The sequence below is a fragment of the Myroides sp. 1354 genome (assembly GCF_030324495.1).
In the GTDB taxonomy this organism is placed as follows: domain Bacteria; phylum Bacteroidota; class Bacteroidia; order Flavobacteriales; family Flavobacteriaceae; genus Flavobacterium.
Genome location: NZ_JACAGN010000002.1, coordinates 1 through 17,890 on the forward strand (window position 1 = coordinate 1; position 17,890 = coordinate 17,890).

The following is a 17,890-nucleotide window of genomic DNA, read 5'->3' on the forward strand; positions in this document are numbered from 1 at the left end:
GGAAAGAGTGTTTCAAACAAAGGGGCAGATAGCTATCTGCCCTCCTATTTAGAAAAAATAGCTTTCATCAGAAAAAATATTTTGAGCATAATAGGCAAATTCCCATTTGCTCTTATCTATATATAAGGAAAGAATCAAATAAAATCATCTTTCAAACAAAAGGGCAGATAGCTATCTGCCCGTACGGGCGCAGGGGCCTGTGCCCTCCTAATTTAGAAAAAATAGCTTCCATTCGAAAAAAATATTTTGAGTATAATAGGCAAATTTCCATTTGCTCTTATCTATATATAAGGAGAGAATCAAATAAAATCATCTTTCATGCAAAAGGGCAGATAGCTATCTGCCCGTACGGGCGCAGGGGCCTGTGCCCTCCTAATTTAGAAAAAATAGCTTCCATTCGAAAAAAATATTTTGAGTATAATAGGCAAATTTCCATTTGCTCTTATCTATATATAAGGAGAGAATCAAATAAAATCATCTTTCATGCAAAAGGGCAGATAGCTATCTGCCTGTACGGGCGCAGGGGCCTGTGCCCTCCTATTTAGAAAAAATACCTTCCATTCAAAAAAGAAACTTCAAACAAAAGGGCAGATAGCTATCTGCCCGCACGGGCACAGGGGCCTGTGCCCTCCTATTTAGAAAAAATAGCTTTCATTCGAAAAAGAAACTTCAAACAAAGGGGCAGATAGCTATCTGCCTGTACGGGCACAGGGGCCTGTGCCCTCCTATTTAGAAAAAATAGCTTTCATTCGAAAAAGAAACTTCAAACAAAGGGGCAGATAGCTATCTGCCCCTACATATATATATATAAGGAGAGGGTCAAAACAACCTAACAACTTCACAATATATTTCTATCTTTGAACTTCATATTTTAAATTTTACCTATTATGTATGTGAAGAAAGCTATTGTAGGTACCTTAACTGGTATAACTTTATTTAGTATGTCATGTAAAAAAAACGCAGATCAAACAGATGCAAATCCAAATTGGGATGAAAGCAATGCCTTTTTTGCAGAAAGTACGCTACCGTATCAAACGGCAGATTTTGAAAAAATAAAGAATAAGGATTTCAAACCTGCTATTTTAGAAGGTATGCGTCGTCAAGTAGAAGCGATTGATAAAATTACAGCTAATACTGAAGCACCTACTTTTGAGAATACGATTGTGGAATTAGAAAAATCAAGTGCATTGTTAAATCGCGTGAGTTCTGTATTTCATTTATTAGTGGGCGCACATACAAATGATGAAATTAAAGCTATCAACCAAGAGTTATCTCCAAAGTTTGCAGGACATAAGGATGGTATTTACCTTAATGATGCCTTATTCCAAAGAGTAAAACAATTACACGACCAACAAGCTTCTCTAGGATTAACAAGTGAACAGGCACGTGTACTTGATGTATACTATCAAGAGTTTGTTCGTTCTGGCGCTAACTTACAACCTGAGCAAAAAGAAACATTAAAACAATTGAACCAAGAATTGGCCTCTCTTACTACTAAATTTGGAGATCAGTTATTGGCTGCTACTAAATCTGGAAGTGTAGTATTCACCAAAGAGGAATTAGATGGATTAAGTGAATCTGAGTTAGAAGCATTCAAACAAGCGGATGGAACCTATGCTATTCCTTTAAACAATACCACACAGCAACCGATTGCTGCTTCTTTACATAATAAGGAGTCACGCAAAAAATTATTTGACGCTGGTTGCAGTCGCACAGAAAAAGGAGATGACAACGATACAAGAGAGACATTAATCACAATTGCAAAAAAACGCGCAGCGAAAGCGGAGCTACTAGGTTTTAAAAACTATGCTGAATGGAGCCTACAAGGAAGCATGGCTAATAAACCAGATCAGGCAAAAAAATTAATGGATCAATTGAGTCCTTATGCTGTAGGGGCAGCTACACAAGAGGCTAAAGAAATTCAAGACTTAATCAATAAGGAAGCCGATCCATTTACTTTAACAGCAGCTGACTGGGATTATTATGCTGAAAAAATAAGAGAACAGAAATACGCTTTAAATTTAAATGAAGTAAAACCCTATTTCGAAATGAATGCTGTTTTAGAAAAAGGAGTTTTCTATATGGCAGAGAAATTATATGGTATTACTTTCGAAGAACGCAAAGATATTCCTGTTTGGCAAGAAGATGTACGCGTTTTTGAAATTTTCAATGAAGATAAAAGTCCCATTGGGTTATTTTACGTTGACTTTTACGCGCGTGAATCAAAACGCGGAGGTGCGTGGATGAGTAATATTGTAACACAATCGAAATTATTAAACCAAGCTCCCGTTGTTTACAATGTTTGTAACTACCAAAAACCCGCTGCTGGTCAACCTACCCTTTTATCACCAGATGAAGTAATCACCATGTTCCATGAATTCGGTCATGGACTACACGGATTCTTATCTGATGTAACTTACCCTTCGGTTGCTGGAACTAGTGTATCGCGTGATTTTGTTGAATTACCTTCACAATTCCACGAACATTTTGCCTTTTTACCTGAGGTATTGACGAACTATGCAAAACACTACAAAACAGGAGATGTTATTCCTGAAAGTTTAATCGCCAAAATGAAAGCGGCTCAAAACTTTAATATCGGATATGGCTTAACTGAGATTTTAAGTGCATCACTATTGGATATGGAATGGCATACTATTTCATCTACAGCAGATATTAAAGATGTTGCAACATTTGAACAACAAGCTTTAGCTAAATATGGTATTAATTTAGCCACTGTACCACCGAGATATCGTTCTTCATTCTTCAATCACGTATTTGGAGGAGGATATGCTGCGGGTTATTACTCATATACTTGGGCTGAAACATTAGACAACGATGCCTTCCAATGGTTAATGGACAATGGTGGAATGAACCGCAAAAATGGCCAAATCTTCAGAGATAAGATTTTATCAAAAGGAAATACTAAGCCATCTGATGAAATGTATCGCGAGTTTAGAGGTAAAGATGCAACGATTGATGCTTATTTAAAAATGAAAGGGTTTGATCAAAAAACGACATTCAAAAACAACAATAAATTAGATGCTAAAATCTAATCCATAAAAAAAGGTCAGAGTTTACACTCTGACCTTTTTTTATTTTATTTCTTTAAAGCTATCAACCATTTTATTCATAGCTTCTTGATTTTTGTCTTTGTATTCCTTTAAAGTCCAAGTCAACACTTGATAATAGTCTTCTTTCCCTTGAAACGCAGCAAACTTATAATAAACATCTAATCCTCCGATTCTCGCTGTAAAGTCAACCGTTCTCCCAGGCAATTCATTAATCGTTTGATCCTGAAGTTGCAACTCACTTGGATTTAATTCATCCAATGTAGACGTTAAGTACTCTAATGTTGTTCCTGAAAATTGTGTAAATATATCTTCTCCTTCTACAGTAGTTGGATCGAATAGTTCGTCGATTTCACTTTTGTTTTCCTTAATCACAATAAGGTAAAGTTCTTCTTTGACATTTTGTAACTGTAAGGCGGCATCGCCATTTAATCCTCTTGTTTTTTGCATGGTACTGGGAACAGCAACACTAAATAGGTCATCCTGTACAATTTCTGTATAAGTAGTTTTACTCGTACAACTTACCATTACTACTAAAAGAAGTAGTATACTTCCAATTTTCTTCATCATACGTATTTGATTTATCGAACAAAAATACATACAAAATTAAGACTGTTCCAAATCTTGCATCACTTCTGCAAATAACTTCATGCTATACTTGCGTTGTTCATAATCGTAGATTGGAGTGGTAATCATTAATTCATCTACTTCTAATACTTCACAGAAGCGATTCAGTTCCGGTAGCATTTCCTCTTTTGTCCCAATAAATGAACAAGCAGTCATATTATACACCGCAGCCTCTTCTTGCACAGTCCATATTCCCTGCATGGATTCAATAGGGGGTTGCAAGGGTTTTCTATCATTTCTTATAATTCCCAAAAACATGCGATAAAAAGATGTGGCTAATTTTTCAGCTTCATAAGCAGAATCAGCTAAGATAACATTCACACAAGGCATGAAGTACGGTTGTTCAAGCTGAGCAGAAGGTTTAAAATTATTTCTATAAATTTTTCCTGCCATTTGAATTTGATCAGGCGCAAAATGACTGGCAAAAGCATAAGGTAATCCCAGCTCAGCGGCTAAATAAGCACTTTCTGTGCTTGAGCCTAGAATCCAAAAAGGAATATCCAATCCTTCACCTGGAAAAGCCCTGACTTTTGCCTCGGCATTTGTTTCGCTAAAAAATGTTTTCAACTCTTGAATTTGCTGAGGAAAGAAATTAGCACTTTGTATGTCATTTCTCCTTAATGCCATGGCGGTGAGTTGATCGGTTCCTTGTGCTCTTCCCAATCCCAAATCAATGCGATTGGGATATAAAGATTCTAACGTACCAAATTGTTCTGCGATCACTAAGGGCGGATGATTGGGCAACATAATTCCTCCGGACCCCACTCTTATTTTTTCAGTCCCTCCTGCTACATAACCGATGAGAACCGAAGTAGCCGAACTCGCAATATGGGGCATGTTGTGGTGTTCGGCTAACCAAAAGCGAGTATAATTCAATTGCTCAGCATGTTGAGCGCTAACTAAAACATTGTTTAATGTTTCTTTCGTCGATTTTTCTGCACCTATAACGGCTAAATCTAAGAAAGAATAAGGTATATTTTTATTCATATTACTTAATCTAATGAACGAATTTTTGTAAGCTATTAAAGTAATCAATAAAAAAAGAATACCCTAGGGCAATAGAAATAGTTTAACATATCAGGCTACTTGTCTTTTAAACACAACAAAAAAGCCCATTCTAAATTGAATGAGCTTCATGTTATTATCGAATTGTGATTGTGCAATTGGACAAGTCGTCAATAATTGCTAAAGATTCAACGCGTACTCCTTTTTCTTCGAGTAAATTTCTTCCTTGTTGGAAGGCCTTCTCAATGATGAAGCCCATTCCTACCAAATTAGCACCTGACTGTTCTATAAGATCCAACACTCCTACTGCTGCATTTCCATAGGCTAAAAAATCATCTACGAAAAGTACATTATCTTCTGGTGTTAAAAAATCATTGCTAATCACTACGTCATACGTTCTATCTTTTGTAAAAGAGTGAATTTGTGTATGCAACATATTTTCCATGGTACTCGGTTTCTTTTTCTTTGCAAATACTACAGGAAGATTAAGCAAATATCCTGTCATGATAGCCGGTGCGATTCCACTGGCTTCAATCGTCATAATCTTATTTACATTGGTTGCGGCAAATCGACGGACAAACTCTACTCCAATGGATTTCATTAAAACTGGATCCATTTGGTGATTGATAAAGCTATCTACTTTTAAAATTCCTCCTTCAAAACATCTTCCATCTTGAAGAATTCGCTGACGTAATAATTCCATTATTTTGTGTGTTGTCTATGAATAAATAAAGGAGATTGGCGAATCTCCTTTTTTGATACTATAATTACGCGAAGTTAAAATAATATAAATCGTTTACAAAAATCGAAAACGCATTTTTAAAATAGAACTAACTTAAAACTTACTTCTTCCCTTTCAATACCACAAAAGGTCGAATTACTTTATTACCTACTTTATCTAATGTATTTTCGATATATTGCCAACGCTCAACATGACTATATCCGATATTGGTCATGATGCGAATCAACCATTCTGTTCGGTAAAAATGGAAAACATCTTCTGTTGCAAAAGGCTGTTGTTGTGCAAAATCTTCTCGTATATAGGATAGTGCTATGCTTCCTCCTGGTTTGAGCACTCGGTATATTTCTGTAAAATATTTAACTGGGTCATTCCAAAAATAAACCGTATTTACTGAAAAACAATGATTAAAAAACTTATCAGGATAAGAAAGCGTATTCAATTCATCAGCTAATTTCAATTCTATTTTTTCCTGACTCAAAGATTCCTTTACTTTCGCCCCCATCTCCAACATCAACGCAGAGATTTCTACTCCATAATAACTGAGATTCTGAGCTGCTGAAAAAATATAGGGTAAATGCTTTGCGCTACCAAATCCGATTTCTAAGACCGTATCCTCTTGATACAATTGCAAACGATCTACAGTTTTGTAAATCATATTGCTATTTGATTTAAACATTACTTCTGCCAACTCCTCTCCTGCTTGTCCTGAAGGACATCGCAACTGATTCGCTACCTCATTTAAATCTAAATTATTCATTCTTTTTAATTTTGCTCAAAGATAACTATTTAGAATAAATCTACATAATATTCGACCGTATTATTTTCGACTTATTCCATTAAAAAAGAAGGTTTTGCAAACGAAAAACCCCGAAAGACTACTTCGGGGTTTTCCTAACAAAAATAAACTAACAACTCAATAAAGAACAAATACAAAAAGCTATTTGCCATTCGATTGAATTCAACATATAGAGTGCGACAACTAATCTCTATATACTCTTAACTATCTTTTATCTCAACAATGAATATTCGAATTTTGGATATCCGCGATCCCCTTTTTCATTGAAGAAATCTAACATTCTCATTTTATAATAATGCCCTTTTGCATCTTTGATTACATAAAACACATTTTTATACAACACTTTTGCATTGGCTACCTCTCTCCATGTCCCACCAATCGTCGTAAAATCACTAGACAATAAGTTTTCCTCTACACTTTGTAAATTATATGCTTTATAAAAATTCTTATCTCCTGCAGGAATAATTACCTTGTATGCTTTTACTCCTCCATAACTGTTTTGGACAATAAAGTCCGAATATCCGTAAGATCCTTTTGGATCTCCTCCTTGATCTACTTTATTGGTAAATACAGTAAAGTTTAAATCCCATTTTGTTTTACTTGGCTCTACTTGTACAATGCGATTTGTGTTAAAGCTATAAAACGTAAAATTGAATCCAGCTGATTTAGGTATCATTACTTCTTTGTGCGTGCTATCGTTGATATCAGCATATTGCAATAGATAACCTCCTTCACGCTTTAAGATGCGAACTTTTTTCCAACCGCGTTCTTTTCCTGTAACTAAAACCGATCCTGGTTCAACTGCATCTTCTCCTGGATCAAATCCCATATTGATTAAATACACTTTATTATTTGCATCATTATCGGAGATAGCTTGAATTGCTGTTTTATTTGGATCACCAGATGGATCATCAATATACGCTAAGTTAGCAGGGTCAAAGGTTCCAATTTTCACAACATTTTTCATGTCGCGAATGGTATTGTCCTCACGTACATCATCAATAGAACCTGCTCCTTGAATAATTCCCGCGGCCATATAAACGGAGCCATTTAAACGAACTCTGAATTCGCTTCCGCTATCAAAAGCCAAATCCCATGTATTTCGCTTTACTTCGTACATCGCTTTTCCTCCTAAATCAACATAAACCTGATTAGGTTGTGTTGGCCCTCCAACATTGGGTGTCATGATTCCTCCTAATGAGGTATCAAAACTAATCATCATCACATTATACCCTTGGATTTTCGGTGTCTTCTCGTTGTAATTTACCTTTACTATATTGAACTGAATCGTTTTATCCATTCGATCGTAAGGGAAAATTAAGTTCTCAAAGGTGAATGAAGTACTTTTCATTCCCTTTGAAAAAGGCACAATTAACTTAAGATTGTTTGCTGCAGGTATTGTAGCGAAGTCTACGCCATAAATAGCTTTACTTGGAATAATCTGAATCTCAACACTTCCCTCTCCTTGCGCCATTTCAGAAAAAACTAAATCTACTTTTCGCGTTGTTTCAATCTCTCTATATGGGATAGAAGGATCGTCAAAAGCCACAATAAAATCGCGTACATCACTATTTCCATTATTAGAATCTTTCTCACATGAACTGAAAAAAACAAGTGCAACAAGTGCAATAACAAGTTTTCCTAATTTATAATTCTTCATAATTAAAATCCTAATTTATATTGTAATTTAACAAAGACACTCGTTCCGTATCCAATAGGATTGGAAGTAGCTCCTCCAGAATGTCCTGTTCCTGCACTTGTTGTTGAGCGAATGTCTTTGATATCAAACAAGTTTCTCACCCCAACAGTTGCGTGCAACATATTTTTAAAGAATGGTTGTCTAACAGTAAAATCCAACCAAGAATAACTTTGTTGTTTTCCTTTAGCATAATACTCTCCAAACTCGTCTGATCCTTTTTTGAATCGCTCTTCTTCTCCATTAAACTTATAGTACAAAGAGAAATTCGTTCCCGTTTTTTCTAAGCGATAGTTGATATTCGCTGTCACTTCAGGAGTATACAAAAACTTATCGGTTCCCTTTGGGGCTTTATAAATTTCTTGAGAAACACCAGACATGGTAAAACCAAGACCAAAATCAAACGAATTCCAACTCAATTGACTCAAAAAGGTCGCTCCAATATTGCGGTAAAAATCTGTATTCTCGTATACAAATTTTAATCCTTCTGGATTCACAACTTCAATTAGATCAATTTTATCAGATACTTCTAAATAACGTCCTGTTAAACTATTGCTCAATTCTATATTATCGCCCAGGGAAAAAGTTTTCTTGAAATTTAAAAACACTGTTTTTCCTTTTTCTGGTTTCAGGTTTTCATTTCCTTGTAAATCATGGTTCACATCTACAAAGTAGGTGTATAATTCTTCGTAGTTTGGCAAACGTGGAGATGTACCAACTGTACCTCTAATTTCATAATCACCAGGTAGGACGTACTTTAACACCAAACTCAAAGCGTGTTGACTATCAAAAGTATTCGACGTCATCAAGCGGTATCCAGGGCGCACCATCAATCGAGGCAAGACATTGATTTCAGATGAAGCGTAAAAATCATAACTTCCCAATGCCTTTTTCTTTGGATTTTCAGCTAATTGTTCAGACATAGCAGAATATCCATTCGTATACGCTACTTCATATCCTACTTGAAACTTGGCTGCTTCTAATTTGATAAAATCACTAAAAGTACCTCTTGAGAAAAACACTTCTCTACTTTCACTTTTAAAAGAGCTCTTATCAAATTTTTCATCGTACATAATACGATATCTGTATTTATTTGTTTCTCTCTCCTGTTTTTGATAAGAAAATGATAAGTCAAAACGCAACCAATCATTCCAATTTCCAGAAGTATTTAATACATTCGACCAACGTTGTGTATTCAAAATACGATCTACAGCAACGGGGTTAATCGTTTCGAAAACCGGATCTTCGTTTATATTGAAGAGCTTTGCATAATCTTTCATGCGTTCATCAAAATACTCAAATTTATAGTATACGCGGTAAGACTTGTGGTGGTAATTTAAAAAACCTTTGACATTGTTCTGATTTTTTGGCAACCATTCATGTCCACGTTTGTCTTCATCTCCATAATATGTAAATCCTTTTCTATCATCATACCATCCCTTAAAATCATTGTGTATATAGGAAATACTAGCATATAAATTATCATTGATGTTATGTCCCATGGTAATTCCTTGAATATGCTTTCCCTTATTCTTCCAGTCATATTCGCTTCCCACCGTTTCTTCTTGTACAAAGAAGTTGACATTCCAATCGTTTATATTGTTCTTTTTGGTAATAATATTGATAATACCCGTTACTGCATTTGCACCATAATCCACTCCCATTGCCCCTTCAACGATTTCGATTTGCTCGATATCATCAAGGTTAATTTGCGTTAAGTCAGTGTTATTCCCAAATCCTTCATCTGAAATCATGGGTACATTATCAATCAGAATAGTAAAATATTGGGCATCTAGACCAAACATTTTTACTGTTGAACGCCCAGTTCCTCCATTCGGTAGGATTGAAATATTCATTACTTGATTTAATGCATCTGCTAAAGTAACAGCTCCTAAATTTTCAATTCTTTGTCTATTTAGAACCGTTACGTTATTAACAGCTTTATTGATCGACTGCGGATTATATTGACCTGAAATTACAATTTCTTCCAGCTTTTGTTCCGGCTCTTTGATCGTTTCATTTGTTTGAGCAACGACAGTCGAACTTAAAGTAAGTAAAGTACCTGTTGCAAGCAGTAGTGAACGTTTCATTTATATGTAAAGTCTTTTATTTAGATAGATTCTTAATTGCAAAGATAAGAAAATATATTATTTAAATTGATTTTAAATAATATATTTTTCATAAAAAAAAGCGAAGTTATCCACTTCGCTTTTGTATTATACGTTGAGCTTCTAGTTTTTAGGTAAAAACACTTCTGCCATCATACATCTTGCACTTCCACCACCACATGCTTCAATAGTATCCAAGCTACTGTGTAGGATTGTTGCGTGTTTTTCAAGCATTTTAATTTGTGCGTCTGTCAAGCTATTAAAAGCCTGCGTAGACATTACTAAGTATTTTTGATCATTTGCGCCTAATACTTGTAACATATTACCTGCAAAATTATTCACTTGATCTTCTGTAATAAGAATAACTTCTTTTCCTGATTCTTTCAAGTGATTTAAAACAATTTTTCGCTCTTGTTTATCGTCAATCGTATCTGCACAAATAACAGCAAAAGTATCTCCCAAACACATCATTACATTGGTATGGTAGATATTTTTACGCTCTCCATCCACCGTTTGGAATGCTTCAAAGATAACGGGATTCATTTCAAAATCTTCACAGAACTCTATGACCAAACCTTCATCTGCACGTGGCGATAAAGCACAATAAGCAATTTCGTTTGTTCTATCTAACAAAAGGTTTCCTGTACCTTCGAGGAATAAATCATCTTCTTCTGCAGAAGTATAATCCCATATATCGTTGATTTCAAACCCTTGTTCTTCTAAGATATCCAAGATGTCTTCGCGTCTTTCTAATCTTCTGTTTTCAGCAAACATCGGATACAAAACAACTTCTCCTGATTCGTGAAAAGAAATCCAGTTGTTCGGAAAAATACTATCCGGAGTATCTGGATCTACTGTATCATCTACTACCGTAACATTTACCCCCACTGCACGTAGTTTTTCAACAAAAGCATCGAATTCTTGTTGTGCTTTTGCATTTACTGTTGCTGGCGTTAAATTATCTAATACCTTTTGGTAATAGTTATTCACTGCTGTTTGCTCATTCATGCGAAAAGCAACAGGACGAATCATCAGAATATTGTTTGTTATTTGTTTCATACTATTCAAATTAATCTCTTATTAATGGCAACGTAGAACATCTCAATAACCCCTCTTGCTTAGCAATTTCAGCATATGGAATTTCTTCTACTGTTATATTGTGATTTCTCAACCAATTGTTCAAACGTGTAAAGTTTCTCTCAGACACTACTACATCTGGTGCGATTGAAAAAATATTCGAATTCATGTGATACATTTCTTCGCGCGTTATTTGGAACAAATTTGCTTCTCCAAAGATATCAACTAAATATTGATATTCCTTCTCATCGTAAAAACCTCCTTTGTAAATAATCGCTTTATCCACCCCTACTGGTTGGAAACAGCAATCTAAATGTAGGGCATTATCTCTTGGTTCTATTTTTGATTTGACTAAATCAAAACTCTTAATGGTTTTATTTGGAAATAATTCGCGAATAAAATCTACTCCTAATTCATTCGTACGAGCAGTAATATAGTTGCGATAATCAGGACGTTTGTATGATCCAATAAAGATATGATCGTTCCACAACATTACATCACCACCTTCGAAATGCATTTCCTCTGGTGCGGATATAATATCGCTGGGATTTATTTGGTCTAAAACGTAATTAATAGCGGCTAATTCTCTGTCTCGATCGGGAAGTATATTGGCCTTGATAAATTTATTATCAATAACGAATCCAATATCACGAGTAAAAATTTGATTGTAGTCTTCGATGATTTCAGGTCGATATACCTTTACATCATATTTTTCAAAAACCTGATTAAAGGCATCCATTTCACGCACCATATCAGCTTCAACGGGATACGTTCCTGCTTTTATATGTTCCAGTGATTTTGGATCATAGGCTTCTTCAATTGTAGGTGTGGGTCCATTACTAACGGCAGTGCCTAGGACCACAGCCCGCAAACGAGAGGTTTCATTTTTTACGTTTAATTGTAACATATACTGTCATTTTGTACAAATATAGTAAAACCCCTTTTGATTGCTGTTTGTTTTTTTGCTTTTTGTTTTTTGTGTTAAAGGATGAGAGGATGAGAGATTACTAATAAAAAAAGGAAATGAGTAAAACTCATTTCCTTTTTTTATTATACTGAACAGAAAATTACTTTCTTTCGTTCATTGGAACAAATTCTCTTAAAGGTTCTCCTACGTACAATTGACGTGGACGTCCAATAGGTTCTTTGTTAATTCTCATTTCTTTCCACTGAGCAATCCAACCTGGTAAACGTCCGATAGCAAACATTACCGTAAACATCTCAGTTGGGATACCTAAGGCTCTGTAGATAATTCCAGAGTAGAAATCTACGTTTGGATATAAGTGACGATCTACAAAGTATGGATCTTTTAAAGCTGCTGCTTCTAATTGTTTAGCTATATCTAAAACGGGGTCATCTACTCCTAATTTAGCTAATACTTCATCCGCTGCTTTCTTAATGATACGTGCTCTTGGATCGAAGTTTTTGTATACGCGGTGACCGAATCCCATTAATCTAAATGGATCATCTTTGTCTTTTGCCTTATTGATGTATTTTTCAACGTCTCCACCATCATTTTGAATAGCCTCTAACATTTCAAGTACTGCTTGGTTAGCACCACCGTGAAGCGGTCCCCAAAGTGCAGATACTCCAGCAGAGATTGAAGCAAACAATCCAGCGTGAGAAGACCCTACCATTCTTACTGTTGCAGTAGAACAGTTTTGTTCGTGATCTGCGTGTAAGATGAATAATTTATCAACAGCATTCTTTACTACTGGGTCCATTTCGTATGGCTCAGTTGGCAAAGCAAACATTAATTGTAGGAAACTATCTACATAACTCTTCGTGTTATCGTAATAGTTTAACGGATATCCTTTTGCTTTTCTATACGTCCATGTTGCAATAACTAAGAATTTACTCATCGTTTTACAAACAGCTTCGTACAAGCTCTTTTCACATTCAGCATCCACTACTTTTGGATTAAAAGCAGTCAAAGCACTTGTTAAAGAAGCTAATACACCCATTGGATGAGCTGTTTTCGGGAATCCGTCAATGATATTCTTCATTTCTTCGTTCACTAACGAATACTTGCGAATGTCTTTTTCAAATTGAGTTAATTGCTCTTGTGTTGGTAACTCTCCGAAAATAATTAAATAAGAAACTTCTAAAAAGTTAGATTTAGCAGCAAGGTCCTCGATTGAATAGCCTCTATATCTTAAAATTCCTTGTTCTCCATCTAGGAAAGTAATTGCACTTTGGCATGAACCAGAATTTTTATATCCTGGATCTAAAGTGATAGCCCCTGTTAATGCACGTAATTTTAAGATATCAATTGCTACTTCGTTTTCAGTACCAACTAATACTGGTAGTTCGTGTCTTTGACCATCAACTTCTATAAAAGCTGTTTTAGACATATTGTTATTTTTTATTTTTCTTTACTTTTTACTTATATAATTAAAACATCTAAAATGTTTTTTGCAGTTGGAAAGATATGAAATATTATGCTTACATACAAGCTATAAAAGCTAATAATAATCATTGATTCACAACATTTTCGACACAATTCCCATAAAAATATCTTGTTATAAACAATTGTATTTCAATCTACAATATACTATTAAAAAAATAATAAATAAACAGATATTTTACAAAAAAAGCTCCAACATCATAAGTTGGAGCTTTTTTATCATTTTATTAAAATTAGTTGATTTTAAATGCTTTTTCTTGTGGATAATAAGCAATATCACCCAATTCTTCTTCAATACGAAGCAATTGATTGTATTTCGCCATACGATCCGAACGAGAAGCTGAACCAGTTTTAATTTGGCCACAGTTTAAAGCTACTGCTAAATCCGCAATTGTACTATCTTCTGTTTCTCCTGAACGATGAGACATTACAGAGGTATATCCTGCGTTTTTCGCCATATTAACTGCCGCTATTGTTTCCGTCAATGTTCCAATTTGATTTACTTTAATTAGAATTGAATTACCAATACCTTCATTGATTCCTCTTTCTAAACGCGTAACGTTTGTTACAAATAAATCATCCCCTACTAATTGTACTTTAGCTCCAATCTTATCTGTTAAGTATTTCCATCCTTCCCAATCATCTTCATGCATTCCATCTTCAATCGAGATAATAGGGTATTTAGCACTTAATTCAGCAAGGTAATCAGCTTGTTCTTGAGAACTGCGTACTTTACCTAAATCTCCTTCAAATTTCGTGTAATCATATTTTCCGTTTACATAGAATTCAGAAGCAGCACAGTCTAAAGCTAACATAATTTCATCTCCAAAACGGTATCCAGCATTTTCCACTGCAACTTTTATCGAATCTAAAGCATCTTCAGTTCCTTTTAATGTAGGAGCAAATCCTCCTTCATCACCCACAGCAGTGCTTAGTTGTCTGTCGTGTAAAACTTTTTTCAAGTGGTGGAAAATTTCCGTTCCCATTTGCATCGCATGTGAAAATGTAATCGCTTTCACAGGCATAATCATGAACTCTTGAAACGCAATAGGGGCATCAGAGTGAGATCCTCCATTGATAATATTCATCATAGGTACAGGCAATGTATTCGCAGAAACACCACCTACATAACGATATAATGGCATTCCTAATTCTGCTGCTGCTGCTTTCGCTACAGCTAAAGAAACACCTAAAATCGCATTTGCTCCTAGATTACCTTTGTTTGGCGTACCATCTAAATCAATCATCAATTGATCGATATAGTTTTGTTCAAATACGCTTAAACCAATAATATGCTCTGCAATTGCCGTGTTCACGTTTTCAACTGCCTTTAAAACGCCTTTACCCATAAAAGCTTTTCCACCGTCTCTCAATTCAACAGCTTCGTGCTCTCCAGTAGAAGCTCCCGATGGAACAGCAGCTCTTCCTAAACTTCCATTACTTGTAATCACATCAACTTCAACAGTTGGATTACCTCTAGAATCTAAAATTTGACGTGCGTGAACGCTTAAAATTGTACTCATAATTAAAGTGTGTGTTATTAATCGGCCGTAGATAAGCTAAAGCAAACATCGCAGACCTTTGTGTTGTGTATTTTACTTTTTCAAAGCTTTTTGGCAATAAACCAAGTTTTTAATTCTTACTCATATTCTCAACGAAATCATCGAATAAATATCTTGAATCATGTGGTCCAGGACTAGATTCCGGGTGATACTGAACAGAGAAAACCGCCTTGTTTTTCATGCGCACTCCTGCAACCGTTTGATCATTCAAATGCAAATGAGAAATTTCCAATGTTGGATGATTCGTCAACGCCTCTTTAATCACGGCAAATCCGTGGTTTTGAGAAGTTATCTCTCCTTTACCTGTCAATACATTTAATACAGGGTGATTCACTCCTCTGTGTCCACTGAACATTTTATATGTACCTACTCCTTGAGATAAACAGATCAACTGATGTCCTAAACAAATTCCAAAAACAGGTAAATGACCTTCTACCACTTGTTTTACTACAGTTAATACACCTTTATCCGCTAAGGCTTGTGGGTCACCAGGTCCGTTAGACAAGAAAATCCCATTTGGATCAAAAGAAAGTAGATCCTCATATGAACTATCATAAGGGAATACCTTAATATAACAATCACGTTCGGCCAAACAACGCAAGATATTTGTTTTAATACCCAAGTCTAAAACCGATACACGGTATTTGCTCTCAGGGTTACCATAAAAATAAGGTTCTTTTGTAGAAACTACAGAAGAAAGCTCCAATCCTTCCATTGAAGGAACTTCTTTTAGCAAAGCTTTTAATTCTTCTACTGATTTTCCATCAGTACTTAACACAGCGTTCATTGCGCCATTGTCGCGGATATAAGCTGTCAAAGCTCTTGTATCCACATCAGAAATCGCTACTAATTGATGTGCATCGAAATAATCATATAAACTACCATCAGCATCAGGACGCGAATATTCGTAACTAAAATTCTTACATACAAGTCCCGCAATTTTAATCCCGTCAGAATCTACTTCGTCCGCATTAACTCCATAGTTACCAATATGTGGATTCGTAGATAGCATAATTTGTCCGTAGTAAGACGGATCTGTAAACACTTCTTGATATCCTGTCATTCCAGTATTAAAGCAAATTTCACCAAATGCTGTTCCTTTAATACCAATTGATTTTCCATAAAAAACGGTGCCATCAGCTAAAACAATGATACCGTCTTCTTTTCTTTTATATTCCATGTGTAAGTTGTATTGTAGTGATGCAAAAATAAAGCAAAAAAAAGGACATTCTAAAAAGAATGTCCTTTTAATTTTATAATGAAAACAGATATAATGAATCGTTATTATTCATTTGTTTCTGTTTCAGTTGTAGTAGCTTCAGCTTGAGGAGCGTCAACAGTTTCAGCTTTCTTCTTCCCTCTACGAGTAGTTTTCTTAGCTTCTTTCTTCGCTACGTTGTAGATTTCGTTGAAGTCAACGAATTCAATCATAGCCATATCAGCGTTATCCCCTAAACGGTTACCTAACTTGATGATACGAGTGTATCCTCCTGGACGGTCACCAACTTTTTGAGCAACTTCTCTGAACAATTCAGTAACAGCTTCTTTACTTCTTAAGTAAGAGAAAACAACACGACGATTATGCGTATCGTCAGTTTTAGCTTTAGTTACTAATGGTTCGATATATTGTTTTAATGCTTTTGCTTTTGCTACAGTAGTATTGATACGCTTGTGCTCAATTAAAGAACAAGCCATATTAGCTAACATAGAATTTCTATGTCCAGCTTTTCTACCTAAGTGATTTATTTTTTTTCCGTGTCTCATTGCGTTATCGAATTTAGACTTTAGCGGTCTAGATTATTCTTTATCTAATTTGTATTTTGATAGATCCATACCAAAATTTAATCCTTTCACAGCCACTAATTCTTCTAATTCAGAAAGAGACTTCTTACCGAAGTTTCTGAATTTCATCAAATCGTTTTTGTTGAAAGATACTAAATCTCCTAATGTATCTACTTCAGCCGCCTTTAAACAATTTAACGCTCGAACTGAAAGATCTAAATCTACCAATTTAGTTTTTAGAAGCTGTCTCATATGCAATGATTCTTCATCGTATGATTCAGTTTGAGCAATTTCATCAGCCTCTAAAGTAATTCTCTCGTCTGAGAACAGCATAAAATGATGAATCAATGTTTTAGCTGCTTCTGTTAAGGCGTCTTTTGGATGAATAGAACCGTCTGTAATGATATCAAAAACCAACTTTTCGTAGTCAGTTTTTTGCTCTACACGGTAATTTTCTATAGCATACTTAACGTTCTTAACTGGAGTATAGATCGAATCTGTGAAAATTGTTCCGATTGGTGCATTAGGTTTTCTATTTTCCTCTGCAGCAACGTAACCTCTTCCCTTTTCGATTGTTAAATCCATTGTTATACTTACACTGCTTTCGCAATTGAAGATAACTAACTCCGGATTTAATACTTGGAAATTAGAAATAAACTTCTGGAAATCACCAGCAGTCATTTGTTCTTTCCCTGAAAAAGTGATACTTACAGATTCATTATCTATATCTTCCACCTGACGTTTAAAACGTACCTGCTTAAGGTTAAGGATAATTTCAGTAACATCCTCAACAACACCAGCGATGGTAGAAAATTCGTGATCAACTCCTTCGATACGTACTGAAGTAATAGCATACCCCTCTAACGAAGACAGAAGTACTCTTCTCAATGCATTACCAATAGTCAATCCATATCCCGGTTCTAAAGGTCTAAATTCGAATTTACCTCTAAAATCGGTCGAATCAATCATGATAACTTTATCGGGCTTTTGAAAATTAAATATTGCCATATTTGTTTCGAC

14 protein-coding genes are annotated in these 17,890 nt (G+C 35.2%); 1 reads left to right on the plus strand and 13 read right to left on the minus strand.

Annotation, left to right across the window (positions count from 1 at the left end; translation table 11 throughout):
* The first annotated feature begins 887 nt into the window (after positions 1 to 887).
* On the plus strand, positions 888 to 3,053 hold the full coding sequence (locus tag HX004_RS02840; protein WP_286440816.1) for a M3 family metallopeptidase: 2,166 nt from the start codon (positions 888 to 890) through the stop codon (positions 3,051 to 3,053).
* Between the two features lie 39 nt (positions 3,054 to 3,092).
* Here the strand turns inward: HX004_RS02840 and HX004_RS02845 are convergent, their stop codons facing one another.
* The 13 genes from HX004_RS02845 to HX004_RS02905 form a co-directional block, all read right to left on the minus strand.
* The gene (locus HX004_RS02845) at positions 3,093 to 3,638 is read right to left on the minus strand and encodes a hypothetical protein (protein ID WP_286440817.1); all 546 of its coding nucleotides are present in this window, start codon (positions 3,636 to 3,638) and stop codon (positions 3,093 to 3,095) included.
* Between the two features lie 36 nt (positions 3,639 to 3,674).
* Entirely contained in the window at positions 3,675 to 4,682 is a 1,008-nt protein-coding gene (locus HX004_RS02850; RefSeq protein WP_286440818.1) for an LLM class flavin-dependent oxidoreductase, read from the minus strand.
* A 154-nt stretch (positions 4,683 to 4,836) separates the two neighbouring features.
* The gene (gene xpt, locus HX004_RS02855) at positions 4,837 to 5,403 is read right to left on the minus strand and encodes a xanthine phosphoribosyltransferase (protein ID WP_286440819.1); all 567 of its coding nucleotides are present in this window, start codon (positions 5,401 to 5,403) and stop codon (positions 4,837 to 4,839) included.
* A 139-nt stretch (positions 5,404 to 5,542) separates the two neighbouring features.
* A complete protein-coding gene (locus HX004_RS02860) occupies positions 5,543 to 6,199 on the minus strand; it encodes a class I SAM-dependent methyltransferase (protein WP_286440820.1) in 657 nt (218 codons plus the stop codon).
* Between the two features lie 250 nt (positions 6,200 to 6,449).
* On the minus strand, positions 6,450 to 7,898 hold the full coding sequence (locus HX004_RS02865; protein ID WP_286440821.1) for an HmuY family protein: 1,449 nt from the start codon (positions 7,896 to 7,898) through the stop codon (positions 6,450 to 6,452).
* A 2-nt stretch (positions 7,899 to 7,900) separates the two neighbouring features.
* Entirely contained in the window at positions 7,901 to 10,024 is a 2,124-nt protein-coding gene (locus HX004_RS02870) for a TonB-dependent receptor plug domain-containing protein (protein ID WP_286440822.1), read from the minus strand.
* Positions 10,025 to 10,165: 141 nt separating this feature from the next.
* Positions 10,166 to 11,101, minus strand: a complete 936-nt coding sequence (gene ctlX, locus HX004_RS02875; protein ID WP_286440823.1) for a citrulline utilization hydrolase CtlX — start codon at positions 11,099 to 11,101, stop codon at positions 10,166 to 10,168.
* Between the two features lie 10 nt (positions 11,102 to 11,111).
* Positions 11,112 to 12,026, minus strand: coding sequence for a dimethylarginine dimethylaminohydrolase family protein (locus HX004_RS02880; protein WP_286440824.1), 915 nt, complete (start codon positions 12,024 to 12,026; stop codon positions 11,112 to 11,114).
* Positions 12,027 to 12,186: 160 nt separating this feature from the next.
* Complete coding sequence (locus HX004_RS02885; RefSeq protein WP_286440825.1) at positions 12,187 to 13,473, minus strand: citrate synthase; 1,287 nt, start codon at positions 13,471 to 13,473, stop codon at positions 12,187 to 12,189.
* A 286-nt stretch (positions 13,474 to 13,759) separates the two neighbouring features.
* Positions 13,760 to 15,049, minus strand: a complete 1,290-nt coding sequence (gene eno / locus HX004_RS02890; protein WP_286440826.1) for a phosphopyruvate hydratase — start codon at positions 15,047 to 15,049, stop codon at positions 13,760 to 13,762.
* A 109-nt stretch (positions 15,050 to 15,158) separates the two neighbouring features.
* Positions 15,159 to 16,268 carry a glutamine-hydrolyzing carbamoyl-phosphate synthase small subunit gene (carA, locus tag HX004_RS02895; RefSeq protein WP_286440827.1) on the minus strand — a complete coding sequence of 370 codons (1,110 nt, stop codon included), beginning with the start codon at positions 16,266 to 16,268 and terminating at the stop codon, positions 15,159 to 15,161.
* Between the two features lie 104 nt (positions 16,269 to 16,372).
* Positions 16,373 to 16,852 carry a 50S ribosomal protein L17 gene (gene rplQ / locus HX004_RS02900; protein WP_182647119.1) on the minus strand — a complete coding sequence of 160 codons (480 nt, stop codon included), beginning with the start codon at positions 16,850 to 16,852 and terminating at the stop codon, positions 16,373 to 16,375.
* Between the two features lie 33 nt (positions 16,853 to 16,885).
* On the minus strand, positions 16,886 to 17,878 hold the full coding sequence (locus HX004_RS02905) for a DNA-directed RNA polymerase subunit alpha (RefSeq protein ID WP_286440828.1): 993 nt from the start codon (positions 17,876 to 17,878) through the stop codon (positions 16,886 to 16,888).
* Positions 17,879 to 17,890: the final 12 nt, after the last annotated feature.